The sequence below is a fragment of the Sulfurimonas sp. genome (assembly GCF_027056685.1).
Classification (GTDB): domain Bacteria; phylum Campylobacterota; class Campylobacteria; order Campylobacterales; family Sulfurimonadaceae; genus Sulfurimonas.
On the sequence record NZ_JALUKE010000118.1, the window covers coordinates 1 to 3,575 of the forward strand.

At 34.7% G+C, this 3,575-nt stretch carries 3 protein-coding genes and 1 pseudogene; all 4 read left to right on the forward strand.

From position 1 onward, the window contains the following. Window positions 1-254 (forward strand): annotated as a pseudogene (locus MVY38_RS05305) (glucose-6-phosphate isomerase); the annotation flags it as partial. 45 nt (window positions 255-299) lie between these two features. After that, window positions 300-1,007 carry a Crp/Fnr family transcriptional regulator gene (locus MVY38_RS05310; RefSeq protein ID WP_297484111.1) on the forward strand — a complete coding sequence of 236 codons (708 nt, stop codon included), beginning with the start codon at window positions 300-302 and terminating at the stop codon, window positions 1,005-1,007. Between the two features lie 86 nt (window positions 1,008-1,093). Further along, on the forward strand, window positions 1,094-2,101 hold the full coding sequence (gap, locus tag MVY38_RS05315; protein WP_297484112.1) for a type I glyceraldehyde-3-phosphate dehydrogenase: 1,008 nt from the start codon (window positions 1,094-1,096) through the stop codon (window positions 2,099-2,101). Next, window positions 2,098-3,575 (forward strand): UPF0182 family protein (locus MVY38_RS05320; protein WP_297484113.1); only part of this gene is annotated, 1,478 nt, incomplete at its 3' end. The genes gap and MVY38_RS05320, both read left to right, overlap by 4 nt.

Sequence of the window (3,575 nt, forward strand, 5' to 3'; positions counted from 1 at the left end):
ATATAAACGGCTTTAGTTTTAATGAACTCATAGATGGCGAATGTGAAGCAACGAAAGAGAGTTTATCACATGTTGGAATAAATGTCGATAAAATCACATTTGACTCTTTAAATGAAAAAAATGTCGGCAGACTCATCTTATACTATGAACTTTTAACATCTTTGTGCGGTATCATACTTGAAGTAAATACCTACGATCAGCCAGGTGTTGAGATGGGAAAAGAGATTTTAAAGAATAAATTTCAAATGCCTTAGATATAATAAAAAGTAGTTCTAAAAACACAAAAAGGCTGATAAAAAATGCAAAAGAAAAAAAATGAAAAGATTATTCATAAGTTAAAAAAGACATTTTTCTTTTCACAGATGGATGATGCTTTTTTTGAGATGGCAGCGCCCCATTTTCAACAAATAAGCTTACAAAAATCAGCCACCATTGACAGTGAAAAGACACTCAAATACTTCTATGTAATTATAGAAGGAAATTTAAAGACATCATATCTTAATCCAGAAAATGCAAGGAGTATTACACCTTTTTTACTTGGTGAGTATGAGGTATTTGACATTGTACCAGTCGTTGATAAAAAAGAAAATATGATAGACTATATAGCGCTTGACAGCTGTATGCTACTAAAAATTGAAGCACATTATATTCGCTCATGGATTGAGAAATATCCACAACTCAATACAAATCTTTTACAATGTCTTGCCAAAAAATTTCGAGAGATGGAAGAGTTCTCTCGCTCACTCGTCTTTTATGATACAAAAACACGCCTTGCAAATCTTCTACTCAAACATGCAATCAAAGAGCAGGAAAACAGTTCTTCAAAAATAACAAAAAAACTTTCCCATGAGACACTTTCAGAGATGATAGGCAGTGTACGCTCCATTGTAACAAGAGACCTGCAAGAACTTAAAAGAGAGGGTATTATTTTAGACAAAAGAGCCACAATAATAGTCAATAACCTTGAAAAATTAAAAGAGCGTTGTGCCAAATATATAGATTTATAAAATTAATGTCACTTAAGTAACATATTATTTACTTTATAGGGAGTATAATTTTTGGAAGTTAAATACTGTTTTACAAGGAAAAAATTATGAAAAAGCGTATAGCTATAAATGGACTTGGGCGTATCGGAAATCAGGTACTTAGACATTACATTAACAATTTACCAAAAAATTGTGAAATAGTTGCAGCAAATACTTCGAGTGTTGAAGATGCTGCTTATCTTTTAAAATATGATTCTATACATGGCAGAGCCAATTTTGACATTCAAACGCAGGAGAACAAACTCATAGTCGATGGACATGAGATTACCATCGTAAGTAGTCATAATCCTCTTGAACTCCCATGGAAAGAGCTTGGCATCGACATCGTTTTAGAGTGTACTGGGCGTTTTACTGATGGTACTTTGGCACAGCAACACATCACAGCGGGTGCAAAAAAAGTTATTATCTCTGCACCAGGAAAAAATGTTGACCTTACAATAGTTAAGGGTGTCAATGAAAAAGAGTATGACAATGCTAAACATCATATCATCTCAAATGCCTCTTGTACTACCAACTCACTTGCTCCTGTTATGAAAGTGCTAGAAGAAAATTATGGCGTAGAAAATGCAATGATTACAACAACACATGCATACACCTCTTCACAAGTCACAGTTGATAAGCGTGCAAAAAAACGCAGACGCGGTCGTGCATCGGCTGTAAACATCATCCCTACAACAACGGGTGCAGCGATTGCTACTGTGGAAGTTATTCCCGCATTAGAGGGTAAAATGGAAGCTATGGCACTTCGTGTACCTGTTCCTGATGGAGCTATCACAGAAGTTGTGGCACTTTTAAACAAAGATGTTACAAAAGAAACACTCAACGCAACATTTAAAAAAGCTTCAGAGAATGAGTTGCGGGGAATCTTGGAATTTACAACTGAAGAGATAGTCTCTTCTGACATTATCAACAATCGTCACTCTTGCATTGTCGATGGACTCTCAACTGCAGTAGTCGGAAATAAAATGGTAAAAGTTATGGCATGGTATGATAATGAGTATGGATATTCTCAAAGAATATTAGAAGTTGCGGATTATATTGCTGGACAATTATGAACAAAACTATAAAGAGAGTTATTGCATTAGCCTTATTGATAGTATTTATTTCTCTATTTAGCCTATTTGTAGGATATTATGGGGACTGGTTGTGGTTTAAAAACTTAGGATACAGCTCGGTCTTTGATACTGATATTTTGGCACAAATCTCCTCTTTTGTTCTCTTCTTTTTTATTTTTGTTTTGTTCGCTGGGCTTAATCTCTATTATGCGTATCATAAACATGAAGAGCATCAAAGCACTACTCCTTTTCTTGATAATGATTTACGGCAGAAGCTTTCATTTCTAGGCAATAAAAAATTCTCTATTTTGGCATGGGGTAGCATAGTTGTATTGTTTGGGCTTATTATGGGTTCTTCTGCAGCTGAATATTGGATTGATTTTTTAAAATTTCTCCACCCCACCTCTTTTCATCTACAAGAGCCTATTTTAGGTAAAGATGTAAGCTTTTACCTATTTACTCTTCCTGTTTATCAAATTGTACTCAACTGGTATTTTACAATGCTCGTTTTGACTACTTTTTTCGTTGGGTTTTTCTATTATATACACAATATTTTTAACTACCAAAACAATAGATTGCAAATTGAGACAAAAGCTAAGAGACATTTCTTGCTTTTAGGTGCATTTTTTGCGCTCGGTATCTGTGCTTATTATATTATAGAACTCTACAATATCCTTTACTCTTCCAATGGTGTTGCATATGGACCCTCTTATATGGATGTCTATGCCCAAATTCCTGCGTACAAGACTATCATTGTCATGACAGCCATTGTTACGCTTCTTCTGTTTTTTTATCCACTCTATAAAAAGATGCAAGTTGTTGTTGGGGCACTGATTCTTTGGTTTCTTGTCCTCATTGGATTTGTTTGGATATATCCCTCTCTTGTTGAAGAGTACATTGTTAAACCAACCGAACTACAAAAAGAGACACCTTTCATTGCGAACAATATAAAATTTACCACAAAAGCTTATGGTCTGAATAAAATTCAAGTCAAACCTTTTGCAGCAGACAACAATGCAAGCTACCAAGATATTTTGCAAAATCATAACACAATCAAAAATATTCGCTTATGGGATAGAAGACCACTGATACAAACCTATAAACAGCTTCAAGAGATTCGCCTCTATTATGATTTTAAAAATATAGAAGTAGACCGTTACCATTTTAAAAACTACACAGAAGTAGCTCTTGGAGCAAGAGAACTTCCAGCCTCAGAGATACCATACAGAGCGCAGACATGGGTCAATAAGCATCTTATTTATACGCATGGATACGGAATTGTTATGAATCCGGTAAATGAAATAGACGCAAATGGTATGCCAAATCTTATAGTCAAAGACATTCCACCTGTTAGTAGCGTACCTCTAAAACTAAAGCAAATGGGCATCTATTATGGTCAATCAACAGAGCAATTTGTTCTAGTCAATACAAAGGCAAAAGAGTTTGATTATCCAAAAGGAGCAAAGAATGTTTA

Excerpts from the sequence above, each read along its gene's own strand:
- gap (WP_297484112.1), top strand. The coding sequence starts at position 1,094 with ATGAAAAAGCGTATAGCTATAAATGGACTTGGGCGTATCGGAAATCAG.
- MVY38_RS05310 (WP_297484111.1), top strand. The coding sequence starts at position 300 with ATGCAAAAGAAAAAAAATGAAAAGATTATTCATAAGTTAAAAAAGACA.